Source organism: Halobacillus hunanensis (assembly GCF_900166655.1).
GTDB lineage: Bacteria > Bacillota > Bacilli > Bacillales > Halobacillaceae > Halobacillus_A > Halobacillus_A hunanensis.
Map to the genome: position 1 here is coordinate 516,019 of NZ_FVZB01000006.1, position 16,980 is coordinate 532,998.

Below are 16,980 nucleotides of genomic sequence, written 5' to 3' on the forward strand. Positions count from 1 at the left end.
CTAGATTCTTAGAATTTTTCTGAAATAGTTTTCGCTTGCATGTGAAGCGCAAGATAATCTGGACCGCCGGCTTTAGAATCGGTACCGGACATTTTGAATCCGCCGAATGGCTGATATCCAACAATTGCGCCTGTACAGTTACGGTTAAAGTACAGGTTCCCAACGTGGAAATCGTATTTCGCTTTTTCAAGGTGATCGCGGTTATCGGAAATAACAGCGCCTGTCAGGCCATACTCGGTATTGTTGGCAATTTCAATGGCTTCGTCAAAATCCTTCGCTTTTGTGAAGCAAACGACTGGGCCAAAAATTTCTTCCTGCTGCATGCGGGAATCTGGTGCTAAATCAGCAAAGATAGTTGGCTCGATGAAGTACCCTTTAGAGTCATCACCTTTACCGCCTGTGACTAAGCGGCCTTCTTCTTTACCAATTTCGATATAGCTCATCACTTTGTCATATGCACCCTGGTCCACCACAGGTCCCATGTAGACGTTGTCTTCGGATGCGTTACCGACTGTTAACTCTTTCGCACGCTTCGCTACCATATCAAGCAGCTCATCGTACACATCTTCATGAACGACTGCGCGTGAACCGGAAGAACATTTTTGTCCGGAGAATCCGAAGGCTGATACGATAATTGCTTCAGCAGCTGTTTCTAGATTAGCGCTGCTATCCACAACCACCGTGTCTTTACCGCCCATTTCAGCGATGACTTGCTTTAAGTGGTTTTGCCCTTCTTGAATTTCAGCGGCACGCTTGATGATACGTGTACCGACATCGCGTGAACCAGTGAAGGAAATTAGAGCTGTTTTCGGATGATCGACAAGGTAGTCACCCACTTCGCCGCCGCTTCCTGGTACATAGTTCAAGACGCCTTTCGGAAGACCTGCTTCTTCAAGCACCTCTACGAATTTCGCTGCAATAACCGGGCTATTACTAGCCGGTTTCAGTACAACAGTGCTTCCAGTAACAAGCGGCGCAACCGCTGTACCTGCCATAATGGCAAAAGCCAAGTTCCAAGGTGGAATGACGACTGCTACACCTGTAGAAGTGTAAATGTAGCGGTTTTGTTCTCCTGGACGGCTTTCCACTGGCTTGCCGTCTTTTAATTCAAGCATTTGACGACCATAATATTCTAGGAAGTCAATCGCTTCAGCTGTATCTGCATCTGCTTCTTTCCAAGGTTTACCGACTTCATAAACAAGGTAGGCAGAAAATTCGTGCTTACGGCGGCGAATAATGCTAGCTGCGCGGAATAACAACTCTGCACGCGCACGCTCACTCCACTTTCTCCAGTCTTCGAATGCAGTAGCAGCGGATTGAACAGCTTTTTCAGCAATCTCTGAATTAGCTTTAGATACAGTACCAACCACTTGCTTCGTGTTCGCTGGGTTAGTAGAAACGATTTGTTCATCAGTACGGATTCGTTCTCCGTTTACAAGCAAATCATGCTTCTGCCCTAGTTCATCTTTTACTTTTTTCAACGCCTCTTCAAAGGCTTTTTTATTTTCCTCAATTGTAAAATCTGTGAATGGTTCGTGTTTATAAGGTGTGACCATAACAAAATTCTCCTCTCGATTATTTACTAAATATTCCTTTAATCGCAAAAGCGATATTCGCAGGTCTTTCAGCTAGCCGTCTCATAAAGTATCCATACCAATCATCGCCATAAGGCATATACACTCTTACTTTATAGCCTTCCTTCAACAGATCATACTGCGTTTGGTTTCTCATTCCATACAACATTTGAAACTCAAACTGATCCGTAGAAATGCCATGCTCTTTCACTAATTCTTTAGTAAAATTAATGATCGCATCATCATGGCTGGCTATGGCTGTGTAATGACCATTTAAAAGATTTTTCTTAATGAGACGTTTTAAATTGGCATCGACCTCCGGCTTATCTGCAAAAGCCACTTTGCCCGATTCCTTATAAGCTCCTTTAACTAGCCTTAAATAAGGGTCGTAAGCATGCAGCTCATCAACATCCTCATTGGAACGATAAAGATAAGCCTGAATGACCGTCCCCAAGTTGTGATATTTCTCTTTTAATGCTTTGTAAATCTCAAGGGTTTCCCCACATCGAGAGGAATCCTCCATATCGATCGTCACTGTAATATCATGACGTTCGGCCTCCTGCGAAATTCGCTCCATGTTTTCCATGACGAGCTCCTTGTTTAAATCAAGCCCCAGTGACGTCAGCTTCAGTGATATCTCTGAATTCAACTGGTGATGAGCAATCGCCTGAATGGTTTCGATACACTCTTGAGAGCGCTTTCTTGATTCGGCCTCGGAATCGACAAATTCCCCAAGGTGGTCAACCGTAACTTGCAATCCATCATGGTTCAGCTGTTTAATCAATGGAATTGCCTGGGAGAATGTTTCTCCACCTACAATCTTGTCAGCCCCAAATCTCGTTCCAAACCGCTTCGCTAAACGATCTAATACTTTGTTATTGGAAAGGTATAAGAAAAAATTCTTACTAATGGCTTCCAAGATGACCACACTCCTTTACCTGTGTCTTTCTATGGACACCATGTGGATTCAAACAATGAAATCTTTGAATTTCATCTGTTAAGAAAATTATAACGATTGTGACTTGCTTTTAACAACGTGCACAAACCACAATCTTTCCACCATGGTTTTATGATGATTACACAACTGGTTCTCTCCCTGTTTATCCGCCGCGTATCTCACCTAAACATAAGACCTCACCGAAGTTGGGCTGCTTCTCACGCTTCTGATTAACATATGGCCCTATTTCATAACGTAAACCACTGAAATGATAGGGGTTATGACGTTGCTTCGTTCAGTACTCTGCTGGACAAACTTACCATTTTATTTATGGACTTTATACACAAAAAAAAAGACGGGTACCAACCGAGAGGCAGCGACCCATCTTTCTTACATAAATTAAATATTTTCCTGTTTCAACGCATCAATAATATTTTGCTTTTTAATCTTCACACTTGAATAAAACATCGCTGAACTAACGATAACAAAAATAGCTATAGTCGCATACAGCATGCTCATCCAAGGTAAAGAGAATCCATACGCAAAAGTATTTCTGATTGATAAATAGATTAAGCCCATCACCGCAACACTAATAGGGAGACCGTAGAGGAGGGCCTTTAAACCATAGAAAATACTCTCATAGTTAATCATTTTGTTAAAGCCTTTAGGCGTCATCCCAACTGACTTCAACATGGCAAATTCTCGTTTTCTAAGCGAGATACTTGTAGAAATCGTATTAAAAATGTTCGCGATGGATATTAAGGAAATCAACCCGATAAATCCATAGGTGAAGACCGACATAAGCAAGAGCATCTGTTGATTGCGCTGCCTGTTCTGATAGACGTTGAACACGTTCATATCGGAAGGCTTAGCTTCCTCTAGAGCCTCCTGGGTTTTCATAGGATCTGAACTGTTCATGTACAAATACATTTGTACTTCTCTTCCGCCTTGCTCTTTGATGAACTGGTCAAAAGTCTCATGAGAAACAATGACACTTACTCCTCCTAATCCAGGTGGATTGATACCCATCGGCACTTCCTTAGTTAAGGCACCTATTTCTACCGTATTTAAAAATTGCTTTTCTTCTGTTTTGTAATCCATGGCATATAATTCGAGCTTATCAACTTGTTCCGAATTTATCGCTTCTGTCTCGATAAATTTGCCCGATTCAGGTTCACGATAGCTTATCTGATTTAGAACGATTGCAGCATTCGATTCGAGCAGTTTTTCTGCATCTGCCCCAATCCTTTCAGCATAATCGCGAAAGCTTTCTTCATCAAGCCCGTAGAATGGAACAGAGTAAGGATACTTTCCGCCTTTTACATCACTCTTGGCCAGTTGTTTTTTTACCCTCTCAATCGCAGCTGACTTTTCAATCCAAGTAAATAAATGAGCTCGTTTAACAATACTGGATTCTGTGACATTTGCAAGGTTCGTGAATGATCTGTAGTCCTCTGCATCATAAGTCGAATTACCCGTAACTTGGATATCATAATTGATATCAGTTTGAGAAAGTTCCAGTGATTTTTCAATATTTGAAGTCCAAAAAGCGACAGTTAAGAACAGAATAATGCTGATAATGAGCGAAATGACAGTTGCCTGATACCTCCTCTTATTCCTTTTTAAGTTTTTCAATCCAATTTCTGCTTCCATTCCGAAAATCTTTCTGACGAGCTTAGAGGTTTTGACTGCCTTCTTTGATAATTTAATATCCTGTGTCTGGCGTATGGCATCGATGGCCGAAACTTTTGATGCTTTACGGGCTGGCATATAGGTGGAAATGAAGATCGTCACCATTGAAATCACGCTGGCTGCCAAAATAGATACAGGGGTAACGACCACTTGGAGCTGCTCAGTAATCCCAAGTGCTCCTTCAATAAAGTTGTTGATTGAAAAGAAAGTAACAGCCATCCCAGCCAACCCGGCAAGGATACCAATAGGAATACTAATAACTCCAATCATGAAACCTTCAAAAAATACCGAGTTTCTCTTTTGCTTTTTCGTTGCTCCTACACTCGAAAGCATCCCAAGATGTCTCGCTCGTTCTGAAACACTGATTGCAAAAGCATTATAGATTAAAGTGACAGAGCCAATGATGATGATAGCTATAATAATGGCTGCCAAAGAATACATTGTCCGATTTAAATTGTTATTATCAGAGACGCCGTAATACCGAAGCAATCTATCGTTAAAACTAACGGTCTCTATATGATGTTGCTCAGCTAATTTCTCAGCATGTTCATAAAGCGAACGCGTAACCTCATTTAACACAACAATAGCGTTTCCAGTATTTTGTTGTGACAAAAGGCTTTGATTGACATAGGTTAACGCTGTATAACCTGGGGCCCATGCAGGTTTCCATGTAGGCCGTTCGATAATCCCCACAATCCTGTAGGTTTTTGTCTTTTCTATTTGTAAAGACTCGATGGAACCGTTCTGGTCCGTTTGCAGCGGATCCATTTGTGTTAAGGCGCCTTTTTTTCCGTCTGCATAACGCTTTCCTAGCTCGAGTTTTATGCGGTCGCCAATCTTATATCCTATGCCCTGCTGATCAGCCACTTCTTCTGAGATAACGATTTCATTTTCGCTTTTCGGAAGCTGCCCCTTGCTTAATTCGATAGGAAACTGATCGAAGCCTTGATCATTATAGGCTTTAACAAATAAATAAGGTTTACTTCTCATTTCTGAATCTGGGAGAGAAGCATAGCCAAGATTGTTTCCTAACACCACGGTGTCAGTCGCTTCGTCTTTTTTAATCGCTTCGATTTGCTCGGGACTTACATTTTCATACTTCACATGCCATTCTCCATCCATGGCAATCGATTGTCTTTTCATCAAATCTAAAAAAGAAACCGCAAGCGTTACCACGGCTGTTACCATAGCAACGGAGATGATGACACCAAAGATCGTCACCAGCGTTCTCCTTTTATTTTCCTTTAAGTGTCTGGCGGTCAATTTATTGACAATGTTCACGGACGGATCACCTCATCTTTGGCAATCTTGCCATCCTCAATGGAAATGACCCGATCTGCCTGCAAAGCAATCCGTTCATCATGCGTAATTACGATGAGCGTTTGATTATAGGTTTTATTAAACATCTTTAGCAGTTCCATGATTTCGCTGCTGTTCTTACTATCGAGGTTACCCGTCGGCTCATCCGCTAGCATCATGGCCGGGTTGCTGATCAAGGCACGGCCGATCGATACCCGTTGCTGCTGGCCGCCTGAGAGCTGATTAGGCAAGTGGCTTAACCGATTATCCAAGCCTAGTAAACGGACAATATCCTGGAACTGTTTCTCATCTACCTTGTGGTCATCCAACAATACAGGAAGAGTAATATTTTCTTCAACTGACAAAATAGGTATCAAGTTATAAAACTGATAAATCAAACCAATCTGGCGCCGTCTAAAAATCGCCAGCTGTGTTTCATCCAATTCATAGATATCTGTGTTATCAACTAAAACCTTACCGCTTGTCGGTCGATCCACGCCACCTAATAAATGAAGCAAGGTCGATTTCCCCGAGCCCGATGGTCCAACGATCACGACAAATTCGCCTTTTTCCACCGAAAATGACACATCATCAAGCGCCTTAACAGCCGTTTCTCCTTTTCCATACACTTTAGACAGATTTTCTATTTGTAAAATTCCCATTTGTGAAACCCCCATGATTTTGATGTTGCCTTCAGTATATCTGCCTATCATGACTTTAAAGTGACTCTTAAGTGACAATTTAGTCACCTGCGCTTATCGGACAGGTTGAAAATCAAACCCCTTTAGATCACATGGTTATAAAACTTAATTTGAAATTGTGTTCCTTCGCCTTGTTCGCTCCACACCTCAATATCACCGTTCTGACTAGTGACAATACTATAGGCCATCGCTAATCCAATGCCAACACTATCATCTTCTGCATTTTTCCCTTTATAAAATCGCTTGAATATATACGGAAGATCTTCTTTTGGAATTCCTTTCCCAGTATCCTTAATCGTAAGTTCGGTGAAAAGAGTGTTTTCAGAATAGGTAACGTGTATAGTCCCGCCCTCTCCTGTATGCTCAACACAGTTTTTTAAAATGTTGAGAACGGCTTCAGCCGTCCAGTTAAAATCCCCGCGGAAAGTCACTGTATCCTCCCCGGTAGTGGTTAATTGCTGTTGTTTAATATCCATAGGAATCCTGACAGGCTCAGCCGCTTTGTTGATTAAGTCTTTAACGGACACTTTTTCTTTTTTGAAGGTCGCCGTGCCAGCATCTATTTTCGACAGTTTTAATAAGGAAGTAACGAGCCATTCGATCCTTTCTAATTGGACACGGATATTCTGAGTAAATTCTTCCCGCTTTGATTCACTCAAGTTAGGATCACTTAATAAATCAGCCATAACCATCATAGAAGTGAGCGGTGTTTTCAACTGATGAGAAATATCTGAAATGGCATCCATTAGTGTTACTTTGTCACGTTGCAGAAGAGCACTGTGTTCCGAAAGCATTAAAGTAACTTTGTACATATCGTTCTTTAAAATACTTAACTCACCCTCATGGTTATCACGAATATCTAACGAATAATCACCGCTGCTGATCCGCCTTAAATAATTGGACAGTTTTTCAATTTCCTTATAACGCCAAGCTGTATAAAACAAGCTGCAACTTATAAGCAAAACAGCCGTTATAATGACGAAAAGTGCTGCTTGAACTGATAGCATCACTGCCGCCGCTCCGGCCGCTATTAGACTAATTACACATAGGGTTATCAGCAGAAGACGAATCTCTTGATTACGGAGCATTCTAGTCACCGATCTTATACCCCCGTCCACGAACCGTTTGAATGATCGTTGGTTTCTGCGGGTTGTCTTCAAGTTTCTCGCGCAGCCGCTTTATATAGACTGTCAGAGTATTATCGTTCACAAAGTCACCCGCTACATCCCAAATTTGTTCGAGTAATTGACTTCTCGTTAACACTTGGCCAATATGATTAGCAAAAATGAGCAGCAACCGATACTCAAGAGCCGTCACCAACACTTCTTCCCCCTCTTTAAACACCTTACCTTCTAATGTATTGATCGCGATGTTTTCAATTTCGATCGTATTTCGCGGCTGTGCCTGCACTTGCCTGTTATAACGACGCAGAACCGACTTGATTCTTGATAACAGTTCACGGATACGGAATGGTTTCGTAATGTAATCATCTGCCCCCATATCAAGCCCCATTACGACGTTGACCTCATCATCAAATGCCGTAAGGAAAATTACCGGTTTCTCACTTCGCTTTTTAACAGATCCACATAAATCATAGCCGCTCCCATCAGGCAGGGAGAGATCGAACAAGCATAAGTCAATCTGTTCCATCTGCGAATTTAGAACCTTGTCTGCAGTTTCGTAATTATGACAAAGAATGGTCTCATAGCCGTCGTTTTGCAAAGAATAGTCTAAGCCGGATGCGATGGTTTTATCATCTTCAACCAATAGTATTTTCATCAATAACATCCTATCATTGGTTATTTTCTACTCTGAATTGTGCCTCTATCATATTTTAAACAAAAGGTCAGGTCAAAATAAGCCGATCAACTATATGAGATGCATTTATTTCATGCATGATAGAAGAACAAAATGGTGTGGTTATGCACAGGAAGTGTCATCTTAGTTAGAAAAGCCTTTTTTAAATGAGGATCTATTAATTCCAAATCATATTCTATTTCCTTAGAGAATAGAGTAAAACGGGAGGTGGATAAATTGAACAACGATAAACTGCTAGCACTAGAATTGGCGAAAAGCTTTATACAAAATAAGAACGTACAGCCTATCTCTGGAAAAGGCGAGATTGAATATTTATTTGATAATACGATCTATCCTTTTTCTACAATCGTCGATCATTTCCTTACGAATATTGAGGAGATGAATGAGTGGGAATAGCTGAATAAGGGCAAACCCTTATTCAGCCTAAAAAAACTGGCCCTGTAAAACAGGTACCAGTTTTGTTGTCCAATAATTAAAAGGTACTAATACGTAAACCCTATGAACTAAGCGCAAGGTGTTTCCGTTGAACTTCTTCATCAAACAAATGCGCAGCCCCTTCAAAAACCACTTCACCTTTATTTAATATATAAATATAGTCAGCGATTTTCTTAGCCATTGCTAGATTTTGTTCAACGAGGAGCATGGTCAGTCCTTCTTCCTTCAACCGCAAAATGATTTCACTGACCTCCCTGACCATTAGCGGGGACAACCCTTCTGATGGTTCATCCAGCAGCAGTAAACTTGGATTGGTCAAAAGGGCTCTGCCAATCGCAAGCATTTGCTGTTCTCCCCCACTCAAGTTACCTCCCATCGAATGCTGTCGCTCTTTGATACTTCTGGTGTATCGTCAATCAGCACGTGACCATCGTGAAGGACAATCATCCGCTCAGCCAGACCAAAGATCACTTCTAAGTCATGCTCGATGATCATGACCGTTAACTCTTTCGGTAATTTCGCTAATAATTGCACGATATAGTCTGTTTCTGACTGTGACATGCCAGCTGTTGGTTCATCCAGCAACAGCATAGAAGGATCTGTGGCGATTCCGAGCATAATTTCAATTTGCCTTTGTTCCCCATATGACAGATTCTTCACTTTGACATGCCGCTGCACAGTGAGTCCCCACGTCTCAAGCAGTTTCTCTGCCTCCTCGTACAGCGCCTTATAATATTTCTCTTTACGTATTCGAAACCAGGTATGTTTTAATCCATGCTTTCGCTGCAAAACGAGTAATAGATTATCAAGAATTGATAGTTCATCAAGTAAATTGTTTTTCTGAAACGTTCTCACGATGCCACGCCGTGACCGCTTATAGTTTGGTTCCTTTGTAATATTGCTGCCCTTAAAATAAATCGTTCCTCTTGACGGTCCTAAGTCGCCTGTCAATAAATTAAAGAATGTGGTTTTACCGGCTCCATTCGGTCCGATGATCCCGATTCTTTCTCCTTGATTGACGTTAAATGAAACCTCTTTTAAAATTTCAAGACCTCCAAAGCTTTTATTGATCGCCTCTACCTCTAGTATTTTCATCTGAACCCTGCCTTTCTATGAAGCTCGTTTTTTATTTAATTTGGTGACCTCTGAAGGGCCTCCTCGTTTTTGAAAACGAACACTAAGATCCTGCCAGATTCCATATAAACCAGAAGGGAAAAAGATCACAAACAGAATAAATACCGAGCCAAGGATCAACATCCACATATCTGTATAGCTTGCGATAGTTGTTTCAAGCAGGACGATCATGGCTGCACCTAGAACAGGGCCGATCATCGTCCCGGATCCACCGATTAAAACCATGATCAGGACGGTTCCCGACATTGTCCAATACACATCACTTGGAGCAATGAACCCATTAAAGTACGTATAGAGGGAGCCCGAAACACCGCCTAGCGCCCCGGAAATCACAAAAGCCAAGTATTTATAAATATTTGTGTTATATCCCATCGATTTCAGCCTTGTTTCATTTTCCCTTATCCCCACTAATATTTTGCCAAAAGGAGACCCGACAAGGATACGAAGACCTGCATAAAGCAGCATGAACAGAGCTGCAATTACATAGAACAGCCAGACCATGTTTGAAATCTCCCAGCCGAACAAGACCGGTCTCGGAATTCCCGATAAGCCATTAGATCCTCCCGTCCACTCTGTTGATTGATAAACAAATGAGTACACCATTTGGGAAAAGGCCAGCGTGAGCATAAGAAAGTAAAAGCCACTTACCTTCATACAAAACAAACCGATGAGGCCGGCTAGCAAAACCGAAATGATGACCGCTCCAAACAGAGTGAAAAGCATATTCGCTGAAACATGCTGGGCGATGATGCCAGCAGCATACGCTCCTGTTCCAAAAAAAGCCGCATGGCCTAATGACACCATCCCTGTATAGCCGACAATCACATTTAAACTTAAAGCGAAAATGGCCAGAATAAGAATTTCAGTAAGCAAGGTGATGTGAAACGAAGATATGAAAAACGGAGCCGCAGCGAAAAGCAGGAGAACAATTGCAAATTGAAGATAAACGTTTTTCACCCTTCCACCACCTGCTTCCCTAATAAACCGCTTGGACGCCAAACGAGAATCATGGCCATAAGCCCAAAAATGAGAAACATACTTAATTCAGGGAATAGATAGCGTCCAAAGGTCTCCAAGACGCCAACCAGTACACTTGCTGTGAATGTCCCCGCGATCGAACCTAGCCCTCCGATCACAAGCACAATCAAAGCCAGAATCAATGTTTGAAATTCCATATCCGGATAGAGTCCTAAAATAGGAGAGGCAACTACTCCACCGAAACCGGCCAGAATTCCTCCAAGTACAAATATTGTTGTAAACACGAGGTTAATATTCACACCAAGAGCTCCGATCATTTCGCGGTCGCTTAACCCGGCACGGATGATCGCTCCCCACCTCGTTTTGTTCTGAATCCACCAAAGACCTGCCGCAATGATTATCCCGACACCAATGACCACCAGCCGATAAAGCGGGAAAGTTTGACCAACGATCGTCACAGATCCGGATAACAGGTCCGGAACACGAATCGACAGTACATTGGAGCCCCAGATCCATTTAGTAAGATCGTGAAACACGTAGGCCAACCCAAACGTGAGTAAAACTTGTGATAAATGTCCTAATTGATAAGTGACACGCAGCAGTGTGCGCTCGATAACGAGCGCAATCACTGCTACAGCTAGCGGTGCCACGATAAGGGCTGTCCAGAAACTTTGTGTAAAGGTAGTTGTTAATGAATAAGCGACGTAAGATCCTATCATATATAAGGAACCGTGCGCCAAATTGAGAACACCTAATATGCCGAAGACTAGAGCAAGTCCACACGTGATGACAAACAGCAGCATCCCATACGACACTCCATTGATGAGTTGAGCTATGATAATCTCCATCTCGTCCACCTCCTCGTTACCTTGTTGTTATTCTCCTGGATCTTGTACACCTTCAATTTTTTCAATCACTTTATTTTCCGTCCGTCCATTTTCCGTAACTGTCTCTAAGATGTACATGTTCTGAATCACATGATGCGTTTCCTGGTCAAAAGCAAAAGGTCCACGCGGGCTGTCAAATTCAACGGCTGACATGGCCTCGATCACTTTATCCGGATCTGACACATCTCCATCCAAAGCTTCAATCGTTTCTACAATAATACGAGCCGCATCGTACCCTTCTAATGATTCTACAGTCGGCCGTCTGTCATAGGCTGCTTCATAAGCCTCAACAAACTTTTGGTTTTGCTCATTTTCTAAATTGTAGTCCCAGAAGCTGGCTGCATAAATCCCTTCTGCTGCGCTTCCAATCGATTCTCTTAAGTCTTCAGAGACCAGCCAGCCTGAACCAAGCAAATCAAATTTCTCTTTTAACCCATATTCCTCAAACTGCTGAACAAAACGAACTGCGTCACTTCCAGCGAAGAAAGCATACACACCGTCAGCTTCTGAATCAGCAATCGTGGTTAAATAGGAAGCGTAATCATTATTTCCTAGCGGCGGGTAAACTTCTCCGACAACTTCGCCACCTGCAGCTCGATAAGCTTCCATAAAGGCTGCTGATACTTCTTTTCCAAAAGCGTAATCTGCGGCTGCCACATAAATTTGATCTCCGACGTTTTCGTACGCCCACTGTCCCATAGAGTTACCGAGTTGCCATGAAGAAAAAGAGGAACGCCATATATAATCACTTCTCTCCCCTCTTGTTAAATCATTACCCCCAGCATGTGAAGCCAGATATGGCAGCTGATTGGAATTCACTTCGTCACGAATCGCGTAAGCCACAGCTGTACTGACCGCGCCTGTTAACATATCTACTTGATCCTGGTCCATTAGTTTTCTCGTACGGCGCAAGGCTTCCTGAGGATCTGCTGCCGTATCCTCTTCGATCAACTCAATCTTTTTCCCGCCAGCTTTCCAATCCACACTCTCAAAATACAACTTCATTCCAGCAGACAAATCTTTTCCAAGCGAAGCATACACACCTGAAAACGGCAGGATTGTACCAATTTTAATGGTGTCATCCGAAGACGATCCATTACCTTCTCCTTCATCAGACCCTCCCGCCTGGTTCATCGCACTGTTTCCGCAAGCAGATAACATTAAAAGCAACGCAACCACACAAAGTGACATCACAACAGATTTCTTCATGATTTTCCCCCTTATCATTCAGACTCAAAAAGAACCAGAAAACGCTTTCAAAAGATCATACTTTCCTCCTCCTAAAAATGTTACTTATATCGTATAGTAATCTTCTGAAAATTACAACATTTTATTTAACCTTCGTTTAAAAAACATGATATAAAACTATCAACAAAATGCTTAATTGTCGTCTTTGACAGGTAATAACAAGGTTTTTATAATATGTTATTTTTTACTTTCGTTTATCCAGCATAATTAAATAGGTACTAGGCTCCCTTATTTGACTGTTCGATATAGTTCAGGTAATCTAAAACAAAATAAGTTACTACTTTAGTGGTAACCTTGAAACACAGCTATAGAGGTTACTTGTTACGAAATGATGGTGGTGGTAATTTAAAATAAGAGAAGCCAAAACGAAGTAAGTGAAGAATGAATAAGGGGAGGATTAATCATGAAAGAACCAACTATTGTCGTTGTCGGAAGCTTGAACATGGACATTGTCATCGAAGCCGATCGAGCCCCATCAGCAGGTGAAACGCTCATGGGGAACGGGGCAAATTTTATCCCCGGTGGAAAAGGGGCCAATCAAGCTGCAGCATTAGCCAAACTCGGAGCTCACACGACAATGCTTGGTACAATCGGAAATGATCAATTTGGCACGAATTTGCTGCAATCTCTAGAAAGCAGCGGCGTTAATACAAGTCATATTAAGCGAGTACATGAACATCCAACAGGAATTGCTTCCATTTTGTTAAGTGAAGGAGACAATCGCATTGTAGTGGTTCCTGGCGCAAATGACGCCTGTCTAGCTGATGATTTATATAACCACGAAGCGATCATCAAAGAGGCTGATGTCGTGCTGCTGCAGCTGGAAATCCCAATCTCTACGGTAACCGCAGCCGCTCAACTAGCCAAACATCACGAGAAGACGGTGGTGTTAAATCCTGCCCCTGCCCAGCGTTTACCTGAAGCCTTATTGCAAAATGTAGATTATATAACTCCAAACCGCTCAGAGCTTGGCATTTTATCCGATAAAGCCCTGGAGTCATTTACCTTGGCACAGTCCATGAAAGCCGTACAGGAACTTGGTGTGAAACATGTGATTACGACGCTGGGAGATGAAGGGTCTGCCTATATGGACCACAATTCGTCAATCCATAAGATTGCTGGATATAAAGTTCCAGTTGTCGACACCACGGGCGCTGGAGATGCTTTTAATGCCGGTTTCAGCTATGCACTTGGGAGGAACATGTCTCTTAAAGAAGCAGTCCGTTTTGCCAGTAAAGTATCTGCTTTGGCGGTGACAAAGTTTGGAGCTCAAGGAGGCATGCCTAAGAAGGAAGAAGTGGAAGCCTTCGAAGCGGATTTTTCTGATTCAGAATCCTAAACTAAAGAGGGTCATCATTTTTTACGAAAGGGAGAGCAGTCTACATGGAACACGTTATATTAGATGTCGATACAGGGATTGATGATGCGCTGGCCATTGCTTATGCGGTCCACTCCCCTGAATTGGATGTGTTAGGAATCACCACTTGTTTTGGAAATGTTTCACAAAAAGAAGCGACCCGTAACACGCTTCAAGTTCTTGATGTCCTGGATGCCGATGACAACATCCCCGTCATTCCTGGAGCGAACGAGCCGATATCGGGACAGCATATTAAAGAAAAGTCAACCCGCATTCATGGAGAGGATGGCCTTGGAAATAGCGGCCTTCCCCTATCTAAGCGGACACCATATTCGTCCGAAGCGGCGGACTTTATCATTGAAAAAATGGAAGAATACCCAGGTCAGATTACCGTGATTGCTGTTGGTCCTCAGACTAATATGGCATTGGCAATTCAGAAGAATCCGGAAATTGTACGTCTGGCCAAGCGAGTCGTGATTATGGGTGGAGCCGTCACGGTGCCTGGGAACGTAACCCCAAACGCTGAGGCAAATATTTATGCAGATCCAGAGGCAGCTTCCATTGTCTTTAAATCAGGTATGCCTGTGACGCTTGTAGGGCTTGATGTTACGATGCAAACCTTATTACGTGTTGAAGACGTTCAACAATGGGGGGAGGTTAAATCCGATTACAGCGACTTTTTACAAACGATTTGCAACTTCTATATGGATGCCTATCATCAGTTTAACCCTGAATTAGGCGGCAGTGCACTGCATGATCCACTGGCAGTGGGAGTTGTGATCGATCCTTCCTTTGTCAAAACAACCCCCATGCATGTAGGGGTGAATGTAGAACGAGGAGATGCTTTAGGAAATACCCACGAAGTCGCTCAGAAAAATAAGAATGTTGAGGTTTGCCTCGACATTGATGTGGACCATTTCGTTTCACATTTCTTAAACAGAATTGTGTAATTCCGGCCTATGAACTAGCTTTTTGTTCAATCCAGAAACAAGAAGAATAATTTAGGACAAAACTAAATTAATTATAAAATAATCCGAACGATTAGTTCGGGTTATTTGTGTGCCAAGAAAGCCTTCTTAGTATCGCTCCGTCAAAACACTTCGCTTTGCTGCGGGATCTTTTTGTGGAACTTTCCCTTTAACCTGCTTTAACGATGCTACGATAAGAAAACTGACAATCACCAATAACAGCCATGAGCTCACTTTTCCCAGATGAACGAGACTCCACGCCTCGGTCTGGTATGGATATTCCCAAGCTCCAAAATACGTGGCGATGTTTTCAGCGATCCATATAAAGAAACCAATCAGCACAAAAGACAGAGCAAGCGGCATACGGTAACGCGTTCCCCCTACCTCGTATGTGACCCATGATTGCCAAAAAACGATCATTACTAGTCCAGATAGCCAAAAGCGGACATCCATCCAATAATGGTGGGTGAAAAAATTTAAGTAAATCGCAGCTGCAAGAGGTACAACGACCAAAGTCGGCGGCCACTTAACCAGTTCAACATTTAACCTCCTCCACGCCTGGCAAAGATAACTTGCCACACTTGCATACATAAATCCGCTATACAATGGCACTCCAAAGATTTTGGAATAGGCATCCTCTGGATAAGACCAGGAGCCCATATGTACTTTGAAAAGTTCAAGCGCGAGTCCAATAAGGTGGAAAACTGTAATAACCTTCAATTCATCCCGAGTTTCTAGACCAGAACGCACCATCCACCACTGCATCAGCAGGCAGATGATGAGCAGCCAGTCATACCTTGGCAGCAATGGGAGCGACATCATTTCTGTAACTGCCAATGAGGCAAAAATAACGACAGGAAACAAACATGACAGAGCCTGCTCCCAACCAAAGCGAACAAGTTGTTTTAATGCTCTCATGATATGCGCCTCCAGAGATCTTTTCTATCCATTTGTAAATCCTGCTTAGGACAGGAGCTAAATAAATTCAGGTACATAGGTTCACCGCCGAACAACTTTCTTTTTCTTCACAACGTTTATTCTCCGTGGGTCTCTTCATCATTTCGGTATTCTAAAATATCTCCAGGTTGACATTCCAAAGCCTTACAAATCGCTTCCAACGTTGAAAATCGAATTGCTTTTGCTTTTCCATTTTTCAATATAGAAAGGTTAGCCATAGTTATTCCGACCCTCTCTGAGAGTTCTGTCACACTCATTTTTCTTTTAGCCAACATCACATCAATATTAATGATAATCGCCATTTGTTTCACCTCAGACCGTCAAGTCATTTTCTGATTTTATGTCGATGGCATTTTCTAATAGCTTCTGAAGAAGAGCAGCAAAGACTGCAATCACCAACGAAGCAAAAATAATGATCATGCCGAGTACGATGAGACCTGGTGCGTCATCCCTCTCGGCAATAAGATAAAATAGAGGCATGCCTGCCACATACAACAAACTGATGGTAATGGCACAGAGTTTTATGTTCTTTAAAGCTTTCACAGATAATTCCGAGAAAGCTTCGTGTTTGTCAATATAACCTAAAAGTTTAAAAGCTTGATACAGAGCAAAATAAAAAGGAATCACCGCTGCATATACGTCAATTAATACAAGTTCGTTTATATAAGCCATATCTGGATACAATTCTGCAGCATAATTCGCTATCCCTGGCACGAAAAATATGCACAAAGCAAGAATTGGTATTCCAATAAGAATAACAGCTGTCTTTAAAAAGAGTGTTGACCCTCGTTTCATAAAAAGCACCTCACTAATTGATTGTAAAACTGATTTTAACATGGTGTTTATCGATTATCAATAAATATTTAACGATTTGGATTATATTTTTATTCTTACATAGGATTTCAAACAAGAAAAAGGCATTCCCCATTACAACAAAATGCTCGATACCAAAAGAGTACAAGCTGACAGAAACAAGCATTTTTCTGTTTGCTTAT

At 42.1% G+C, this 16,980-nt stretch carries 17 protein-coding genes; 3 read left to right on the plus strand and 14 right to left on the minus strand.

The genetic code is table 11. The annotated features are described in order from the left end of the window. Positions 1 to 8: 8 nt before the first annotated feature. From pruA to B5354_RS08205, 6 genes are all read right to left on the minus strand, one after another. Positions 9 to 1,556: an L-glutamate gamma-semialdehyde dehydrogenase gene (gene pruA, locus B5354_RS08180; protein ID WP_079527685.1), complete on the minus strand. Its 1,548-nt coding sequence runs from the start codon at positions 1,554 to 1,556 to the stop codon at positions 9 to 11. A 19-nt stretch (positions 1,557 to 1,575) separates the two neighbouring features. Further along, positions 1,576 to 2,493 (minus strand): proline dehydrogenase family protein, encoded by a 918-nt coding sequence (locus B5354_RS08185; protein WP_079527687.1) that lies wholly within the window; start codon positions 2,491 to 2,493, stop codon positions 1,576 to 1,578. Positions 2,494 to 2,910: 417 nt separating this feature from the next. After that, positions 2,911 to 5,484 carry an ABC transporter permease gene (locus tag B5354_RS08190; protein ID WP_079527689.1) on the minus strand — a complete coding sequence of 858 codons (2,574 nt, stop codon included), beginning with the start codon at positions 5,482 to 5,484 and terminating at the stop codon, positions 2,911 to 2,913. Continuing rightward, the gene (locus B5354_RS08195) at positions 5,481 to 6,164 is read right to left on the minus strand and encodes an ABC transporter ATP-binding protein (RefSeq protein WP_079527691.1); all 684 of its coding nucleotides are present in this window, start codon (positions 6,162 to 6,164) and stop codon (positions 5,481 to 5,483) included. The genes B5354_RS08190 and B5354_RS08195 overlap by 4 nt, the downstream gene beginning before the upstream one ends. 122 nt (positions 6,165 to 6,286) lie before the next feature. Further along, the gene (locus B5354_RS08200; protein WP_079527693.1) at positions 6,287 to 7,291 is read right to left on the minus strand and encodes a sensor histidine kinase; all 1,005 of its coding nucleotides are present in this window, start codon (positions 7,289 to 7,291) and stop codon (positions 6,287 to 6,289) included. A 1-nt stretch (position 7,292) separates the two neighbouring features. Next, positions 7,293 to 7,982 carry a response regulator transcription factor gene (locus B5354_RS08205; protein ID WP_079527695.1) on the minus strand — a complete coding sequence of 230 codons (690 nt, stop codon included), beginning with the start codon at positions 7,980 to 7,982 and terminating at the stop codon, positions 7,293 to 7,295. Between the two features lie 255 nt (positions 7,983 to 8,237). On the opposite strand from B5354_RS08205, the gene B5354_RS08210 reads away from it, so the two are divergent. Beyond that, complete coding sequence (locus B5354_RS08210; protein ID WP_079527697.1) at positions 8,238 to 8,417, plus strand: hypothetical protein; 180 nt, start codon at positions 8,238 to 8,240, stop codon at positions 8,415 to 8,417. 100 nt (positions 8,418 to 8,517) lie between these two features. On the opposite strand, the gene B5354_RS08215 is transcribed toward B5354_RS08210, so the two are convergent. From B5354_RS08215 to B5354_RS08235, 5 genes are read right to left on the minus strand one after another with little or no spacing between them, the layout of a single operon-like run. Next, the gene (locus B5354_RS08215) at positions 8,518 to 8,820 is read right to left on the minus strand and encodes an ATP-binding cassette domain-containing protein (RefSeq protein WP_245804741.1); all 303 of its coding nucleotides are present in this window, start codon (positions 8,818 to 8,820) and stop codon (positions 8,518 to 8,520) included. Next, positions 8,817 to 9,551 carry an ABC transporter ATP-binding protein gene (locus B5354_RS08220; RefSeq protein ID WP_079527701.1) on the minus strand — a complete coding sequence of 245 codons (735 nt, stop codon included), beginning with the start codon at positions 9,549 to 9,551 and terminating at the stop codon, positions 8,817 to 8,819. The genes B5354_RS08215 and B5354_RS08220 overlap by 4 nt, the downstream gene beginning before the upstream one ends. Positions 9,552 to 9,566: 15 nt before the next feature. Beyond that, a complete protein-coding gene (locus tag B5354_RS08225) occupies positions 9,567 to 10,547 on the minus strand; it encodes a branched-chain amino acid ABC transporter permease (protein ID WP_079527703.1) in 981 nt (326 codons plus the stop codon). Next, positions 10,544 to 11,416, minus strand: a complete 873-nt coding sequence (locus B5354_RS08230) for a branched-chain amino acid ABC transporter permease (protein ID WP_079527705.1) — start codon at positions 11,414 to 11,416, stop codon at positions 10,544 to 10,546. Before B5354_RS08230 ends, B5354_RS08225 begins: the two co-directional genes overlap by 4 nt. A 27-nt stretch (positions 11,417 to 11,443) precedes the next feature. Continuing rightward, positions 11,444 to 12,664, minus strand: coding sequence for an ABC transporter substrate-binding protein (locus B5354_RS08235; RefSeq protein ID WP_079527707.1), 1,221 nt, complete (start codon positions 12,662 to 12,664; stop codon positions 11,444 to 11,446). Positions 12,665 to 13,106: 442 nt separating this feature from the next. Between B5354_RS08235 and rbsK the strand changes: the two genes are divergently transcribed. Together rbsK and B5354_RS08245 are read left to right on the plus strand one after the other, a co-directional pair. Beyond that, the gene (rbsK, locus tag B5354_RS08240; RefSeq protein WP_079527709.1) at positions 13,107 to 14,042 is read left to right on the plus strand and encodes a ribokinase; all 936 of its coding nucleotides are present in this window, start codon (positions 13,107 to 13,109) and stop codon (positions 14,040 to 14,042) included. Between the two features lie 44 nt (positions 14,043 to 14,086). After that, positions 14,087 to 15,010, plus strand: coding sequence for a nucleoside hydrolase (locus B5354_RS08245; protein WP_079527711.1), 924 nt, complete (start codon positions 14,087 to 14,089; stop codon positions 15,008 to 15,010). A gap of 126 nt (positions 15,011 to 15,136) precedes the next feature. On the opposite strand, the gene B5354_RS08250 is transcribed toward B5354_RS08245, so the two are convergent. The 3 genes from B5354_RS08250 to B5354_RS08260 all read right to left on the minus strand — a co-directional run bounded on the left by B5354_RS08250 (position 15,137) and on the right by B5354_RS08260 (position 16,780). Further along, positions 15,137 to 15,946 carry a DUF817 domain-containing protein gene (locus B5354_RS08250; protein ID WP_079527713.1) on the minus strand — a complete coding sequence of 270 codons (810 nt, stop codon included), beginning with the start codon at positions 15,944 to 15,946 and terminating at the stop codon, positions 15,137 to 15,139. A gap of 116 nt (positions 15,947 to 16,062) precedes the next feature. Further along, the gene (locus B5354_RS08255) at positions 16,063 to 16,287 is read right to left on the minus strand and encodes a helix-turn-helix domain-containing protein (protein ID WP_079527715.1); all 225 of its coding nucleotides are present in this window, start codon (positions 16,285 to 16,287) and stop codon (positions 16,063 to 16,065) included. A gap of 10 nt (positions 16,288 to 16,297) precedes the next feature. After that, positions 16,298 to 16,780: a DUF2975 domain-containing protein gene (locus B5354_RS08260; protein WP_079527717.1), complete on the minus strand. Its 483-nt coding sequence runs from the start codon at positions 16,778 to 16,780 to the stop codon at positions 16,298 to 16,300. Positions 16,781 to 16,980: the final 200 nt, after the last annotated feature.

Excerpts from the sequence above, each read along its gene's own strand:
- pruA (WP_079527685.1), bottom strand. The coding sequence starts at position 1,556 with ATGGTCACACCTTATAAACACGAACCATTCACAGATTTTACAATTGAG.
- B5354_RS08195 (WP_079527691.1), bottom strand. The coding sequence starts at position 6,164 with ATGGGAATTTTACAAATAGAAAATCTGTCTAAAGTGTATGGAAAAGGA.
- B5354_RS08200 (WP_079527693.1), bottom strand. The coding sequence starts at position 7,291 with ATGCTCCGTAATCAAGAGATTCGTCTTCTGCTGATAACCCTATGTGTA.
- B5354_RS08205 (WP_079527695.1), bottom strand. The coding sequence starts at position 7,982 with ATGAAAATACTATTGGTTGAAGATGATAAAACCATCGCATCCGGCTTA.
- B5354_RS08220 (WP_079527701.1), bottom strand. The coding sequence starts at position 9,551 with ATGAAAATACTAGAGGTAGAGGCGATCAATAAAAGCTTTGGAGGTCTT.
- B5354_RS08230 (WP_079527705.1), bottom strand. The coding sequence starts at position 11,416 with ATGGAGATTATCATAGCTCAACTCATCAATGGAGTGTCGTATGGGATG.
- B5354_RS08235 (WP_079527707.1), bottom strand. The coding sequence starts at position 12,664 with ATGAAGAAATCTGTTGTGATGTCACTTTGTGTGGTTGCGTTGCTTTTA.
- rbsK (WP_079527709.1), top strand. The coding sequence starts at position 13,107 with ATGAAAGAACCAACTATTGTCGTTGTCGGAAGCTTGAACATGGACATT.
- B5354_RS08245 (WP_079527711.1), top strand. The coding sequence starts at position 14,087 with ATGGAACACGTTATATTAGATGTCGATACAGGGATTGATGATGCGCTG.
- B5354_RS08250 (WP_079527713.1), bottom strand. The coding sequence starts at position 15,946 with ATGAGAGCATTAAAACAACTTGTTCGCTTTGGTTGGGAGCAGGCTCTG.
- B5354_RS08255 (WP_079527715.1), bottom strand. The coding sequence starts at position 16,287 with ATGGCGATTATCATTAATATTGATGTGATGTTGGCTAAAAGAAAAATG.
- B5354_RS08260 (WP_079527717.1), bottom strand. The coding sequence starts at position 16,780 with ATGAAACGAGGGTCAACACTCTTTTTAAAGACAGCTGTTATTCTTATT.